The organism is Pseudomonas sp. PS01300, from assembly GCF_029960155.1.
Taxonomy (GTDB): Bacteria; Pseudomonadota; Gammaproteobacteria; order Pseudomonadales; family Pseudomonadaceae; genus Aquipseudomonas; species Aquipseudomonas palmensis.
On sequence record NZ_JASCPN010000127.1, the window covers coordinates 1 to 3546 of the forward strand.

Annotated in this window: 2 protein-coding genes; one reads left to right on the forward strand and one right to left on the reverse strand. The window is 65.5% G+C overall.

Features of this window, described 5'->3' with window-relative positions; genetic code table 11:
• Nucleotides 1-543 precede the first annotated feature (543 nt).
• On the reverse strand, nucleotides 544-2766 hold the full coding sequence (locus QMX96_RS26515; protein ID WP_282362709.1) for a TonB-dependent receptor: 2223 nt from the start codon (nucleotides 2764-2766) through the stop codon (nucleotides 544-546).
• A gap of 238 nt (nucleotides 2767-3004) precedes the next feature.
• On the opposite strand from QMX96_RS26515, the gene QMX96_RS26520 reads away from it, so the two are divergent.
• On the forward strand, nucleotides 3005-3451 hold the full coding sequence (locus QMX96_RS26520; RefSeq protein ID WP_282362710.1) for a GNAT family N-acetyltransferase: 447 nt from the start codon (nucleotides 3005-3007) through the stop codon (nucleotides 3449-3451).
• The last annotated feature ends 95 nt before the right edge of the window (nucleotides 3452-3546 follow it).

Genomic DNA, 3546 nt, shown 5'->3' on the forward strand with positions numbered 1-3546 from the left:
CTCCCACAGGTACGGCGCTGGTTTCGAGAACGGCGCTGTACCTGTGGGAGCGGGCTTGACCCGCGATAAGGCCCGCAAGCCCGACCTCAGTTCGAACAGGCGGTGGCAACGGGAGATGCCTGTTACCTGGTATGGCCGGTGGGCAGTGCGTGGCGCGAGAGCATCGAGCGGCTACGGGTGTACCTGCTGGGGCAGTTGCCGGCCTGAAAACTTCGCGGGGCAAGCCCGCTCCCACAGGTACGGCGCTGGTTTCGAGAACGGCGCTGTACCTGTGGGAGCGGGCTTGACCCGCGACAAGGCCCTCAAGCCCGACCTCAGTTCGAGCAGGCGGTGGCAACGGGGGATGCCTACTACCTGGTGTGGCCGGTAGGCAATGCGTGGCGCAAGAGCATCGAGCGGCTACGGGTGTACCTGCTGGGGCAGTTGCCGGCCTGAAAAACTTCGCGGATCAAGCCCGCTCCCACAGGTACGGCGCTGGTTTCAAGAACGGCGCTGTACCTGTGGGAGCGGGCTTGACCCGCGATAAGGCCCGCAAGAGCGACCTCAGAACCGCGTCGTGGCACTCACCCCGAACGTCCTGCGATCCCCCCGCGCATCCCACGCCACATCGAACGGCAGCGGCACGCTGTCGGTCTTGTACTGCTTGTCGGTGAGGTTGTTCACGTAGGCGGTGAAGTCCAGGTCATACTGCCCGCCCACATGGTACGTGGCGCTGGCATTGCCCAGTGTGTAGCCACCCTGCGACACGCTGTGGTCGGCCTGCGCGGTGGGCAGAAAGAAGATCCGGCTCTGGTAGCGCCAGTCGGTGCCCAGGGTGATGTCGTCGCCGTTCTCCAGCGCAATGCGATAACTGCCCCCCACCGCCAGCGTGCGCGACGGCGAACGTGCAATGCGGTTGCCCGAGTAGTCCACACCCCCCGACTCGAAGTCCTGCAACTCGGTATGCAGCAGCCCCAGCGAGCCATGCAGTTCCAGGTTGGCCAAGGGCAGCGCCTGCAACTCGAACTCGGCACCGCGTATCACGCCCTGGCCGCTGTTGGTCAGCAACGACACCACCTGCCCGTTGCGCACCGACACCGCGTTCACCTGGATGTCCGAATAGTCGTAGTAGAACACGTTGGCGTTGGCGATCAGGCGCTCGTCGAACCACTCGCTCTTGACCCCCAGTTCGTAGGCGTCGACGTTCTCCGGCGCCACCACCGAGGCCTCGGCCTGCACCTGCGCCCCGCCGCTGAAGCCGCCGGAACGAAAGCCCTTGGCATAACGAAAGTACACCCGCGCGTTGTCGTTGAGCTGGTATTCGGGGGTGAAGTCGTAGGTCAGCTTGTTCCAGGTGCGTTTCTCGTCCTGCACCACCGTGGTCGCCAGCGGCCCGCTGTAATGCTTCCACCAGTCGTTGCGGTTGCTGAAGTCGACACTGGCAGCATCCGGCGCGGCCACCCGGCGCAGGTCGATGTCCTTGGTTTCGCGGGTCCAGCGCAGGCCGGCGGTGAAGCTCAGGTCGTCGGTGGCCTGCCAGGTGCTGCTGCCGAACAGCGCGAAGCTGTCGGTCTTCTGGTCGATGTCGGTACGCCCGAAGTCGGCCACGCCGAAGGCCTGGTTGTAGGCTTCGGGGAACAGCGCGTTGCTGTTGTGGCTGTCGAGCTGTTCGTGGAACAGGTGGGTGCCGACGATCCAGCTCACCGGCTGGTTCTTCGCCGACGACAGGCGCAGCTCCTGCGACACCTGCTTCCAGCGGTCGTCGTTAGAGCCACGGCCGAACTCGTAGATGCTCATGTTCGGGCTCTGGGCCTTTTCGTGCACGTCGTCGAAGGCGGTGATCGAGTCCAGCTGCAGCTCGCCCAGGTCCCACTTGAGCGCCAGTTGCAGGCCGTTGTGCTCGATGCGGTCATCGGCCTTGCCGGTGAAGGCGACCTTGTCGGAGGCAGGCTTGGGCGCGGGCCCGAACAGCGTGCTGCCGCCCGGCCCGGCACCCCAGGCGCGGGCCACGATACCTTGCCCCTTGTAGTCACGGGCGTGCAGCTGCAGGGTGGCCTGCAGGTCGTCGTTGACCTGGGCCAGCAGTTGCAGGCGCAGGGCCTGGTCGTGGATGTCGCCGGCGGTATGGCCATCGACCTCGTTCTTGAGCTGGCCGTCGCTGCTCTGGTCGATGAACGCCACCCGCGCGGCCAGGCGGTCCTTGACCAGGGTATCGCCGTAGGCACCTTCGTACAGGCGCGAATTGTAGTTGCCCAGGTCGAGCTTGAAGTAGCCGTTGGCGCCGTCTTCGAAGCTTGGCTTGCGCGACACGAAGTTGATCGCGCCACCGGTGGTGTTCTTGCCCCACAGCGTGCCTTGCGGGCCGCGCAGCACCTCGACGCGCTCCATGTCGTAGAGCGGGAAGCCGGTGGCCACGTGCGGGTCGATGTACACGTCATCGGTATAGATGCCCACCGGGTACACGGTGGTCGAGGCCATGTCGCCCGAGCCCATGCCGCGGATGTACCAGCGCGGGCGCTGGTGCCCGGCGAACTCGGGGGCGATGGCGTTGGGCACGTTCTGCAGGGCCTTGCCGGCACTGAAGCCGCCGCCGCTGCGGTCGATCTGGCGGTCACTGACCACCGAGATCGCCGAGGGTACGTCCTGTACCGATTCTTCGCGCTTCTGCGCGGTCACGGTGACGGTGGGCAAGGCGTCGGCGGGCGGTGCGGCGGCCAGGACGGCGGCGCCGTGCAACGTGGCGGCAACGGCCAGGGCAAGGGGTAGATAGGCGGTAGGGGCAGGCATGGCGGGGGTTCCGATGAGTCAGGGTAAGCGGACTATCGCAAGCGGCGTGCCAATGAGACATGTACTTGATTTATATGAGTTTTATGGATAAACAGCGAGCGTACTGCTGGCCAGGCAACAGTGAGGCAGCAGTGGGTTGTGTGCCAGGCATCAGGGCCTGTTCACCGGCAAAATGCTGCCCTGCGACAACGCCTTGATTTAAGGTAGGCGCTTGCTGCCACCCACCAGGAGCCTGCCGATGATCCGCCCCGCCACCGCCCACGACGTTGCACCTGTACAGGCACTGATCGAGGCTGCCTATGCGCTGTACATTCCACGCATCGGTGCCAAACCGGGGCCGATGCTGGAGGATTACGCCGCGCTGATCGCCCAGGGTCGGGTCGAGGTATTCGAAGAGCAAGGTCGGGTGCTCGGTGTGCTGGTGCTGATCGCCCAGGCCGATGGCCTGTTGCTCGACAATGTCGCGGTAAGCCCGGCCGCTCAGGGCCGCGGGCTGGGGCGACAACTGATGGCGCATGCCGAAGCGCGTGCCCGGCAGTTGGGGCTGGAGGTGGTGCGGCTGTACACCAATGAAGCGATGAGCGAAAACCTGGGGCTGTATGAGCGGCTGGGTTATCGCGAAACCCACAGGGCCGTGCAGGCGGGGTTTCGGCGGGTGTTCATGGAGAAGCGGCTGGGCGGCTGAAGTGCTTGGCCGGCAAGGCCGACGCCTACAGGCGTAGCGCTGAACCTGTAGGCCCCCGCCGTGCCGGCGAAGGGGTGTGTCAGTCATACAGCCGG

Coding starts and splice junctions, on each gene's coding strand:
- QMX96_RS26515 (WP_282362709.1), bottom strand. CDS start 2,766: ATGCCTGCCCCTACCGCCTATCTACCCCTTGCCCTGGCCGTTGCCGCC.
- QMX96_RS26520 (WP_282362710.1), top strand. CDS start 3,005: ATGATCCGCCCCGCCACCGCCCACGACGTTGCACCTGTACAGGCACTG.